1 protein-coding gene is annotated in these 1,205 nt (G+C 48.5%); it reads left to right on the top strand.

Features of this window, described 5'->3' with window-relative positions; all coding sequences use genetic code 11:
- A partial coding sequence (gene gatA, locus ACYVTD_RS13310; RefSeq protein WP_461248221.1) for an Asp-tRNA(Asn)/Glu-tRNA(Gln) amidotransferase subunit GatA occupies positions 1 to 1,205 on the top strand: 1,205 nt, incomplete at both ends.

Below are 1,205 nucleotides of genomic sequence, written 5' to 3'. Positions count from 1 at the left end.
CCCATAGCCATCAAAGATAATATTTCCACAGAAGGAATCGAAACTACCTGCGCGTCAAAAATGCTCGAAGGTTATACGCCCGTGTTTAACGCGGCGGTTATCGAGAAATTGGAGAAAGCCGGCATGGTTGTTGTTGGAAAACTAAACATGGACGAATACGCTATGGGCGGCTCAAGCGAAACCGGCGCGTTTGGCGAGGTTCACAATCCGTGGGATACCGCGCGTGTCGCAGGCGGCTCATCGGGTGGAAGCGCCGCCGCAGTTGCGTCAAGGGAAATACCTATCGCTCTTGGCTCCGATACGGGCGGCAGTATTCGCCAGCCTTGCGCCTTTTGCGGCGTTACGGGAATTAAGCCGACTTACGGCTCAGTGTCGCGGTACGGGCTTCTCGCTTATGCCTCGTCACTCGATCAAATCGGTCCTATCGGACAAAACATTGAAGACTGCGCCGCTTTGCTTTCGATTATTTCGGGACCGGATAAAAGGGACAGCACCTGCGTCATAGAAAAACCGTTTGAATTCGGAGATGTTGGCTCAAAGTTGGATGGAGTAAAGATAGGATTACCACGCAATTATTTTGCAGGCGGAATTGACGATGAAGTAAAAAACGCGGTTCTGGCTGTTTCAAAAGAACTCCAAGCTGCGGGTGCGATTATAGAAGAATTTGAAATGCCGTTTTTGGATTATGTGATTCCAACCTACTACATTATCGCCTGCGCAGAAGCGTCGTCAAACCTTTCGCGTTATGACGGTTTAAAGTACGGTTACCGCAGTTCCAACGCGCAGTCCCTTTCAGAAGTGTACCGTCTTTCACGCAACGAAGGTTTCGGACTGGAAGTAAAAAGAAGAATCATGCTCGGTTCATTTGTGCTTTCGTCGGGGTACTACGATGCCTATTACAAAAAAGCATTGCAGGTACGCTCTCTTATCAAAGACGCTTACACAAAATTATTTGCCAAGTATGACATGATACTTTCTCCTGTCGCTCCTACAACGGCGTACAAGATTGGGGAAAATTCAGGCGATCCAATGAAGATGTACATGGGCGACATTTACACTGTGTCGATCAATTTGGCGGGACTTCCCTCTGCGGCTCTTCCCTGCGGATTTGATTCGACTGGATTGCCCATCGGCTTTCAGTTAATCGGAGATGCTTTCTCAGAGAAAAAAATTATAGATGTCGCGCGGGTTTATCAATCCCGCAC

This window comes from Treponema sp. R6D11, from assembly GCF_054786075.1.
The sequence above is the reverse complement of the archived record's forward strand: the minus strand, read 5'-3'. Positions and strand labels throughout refer to the sequence as shown.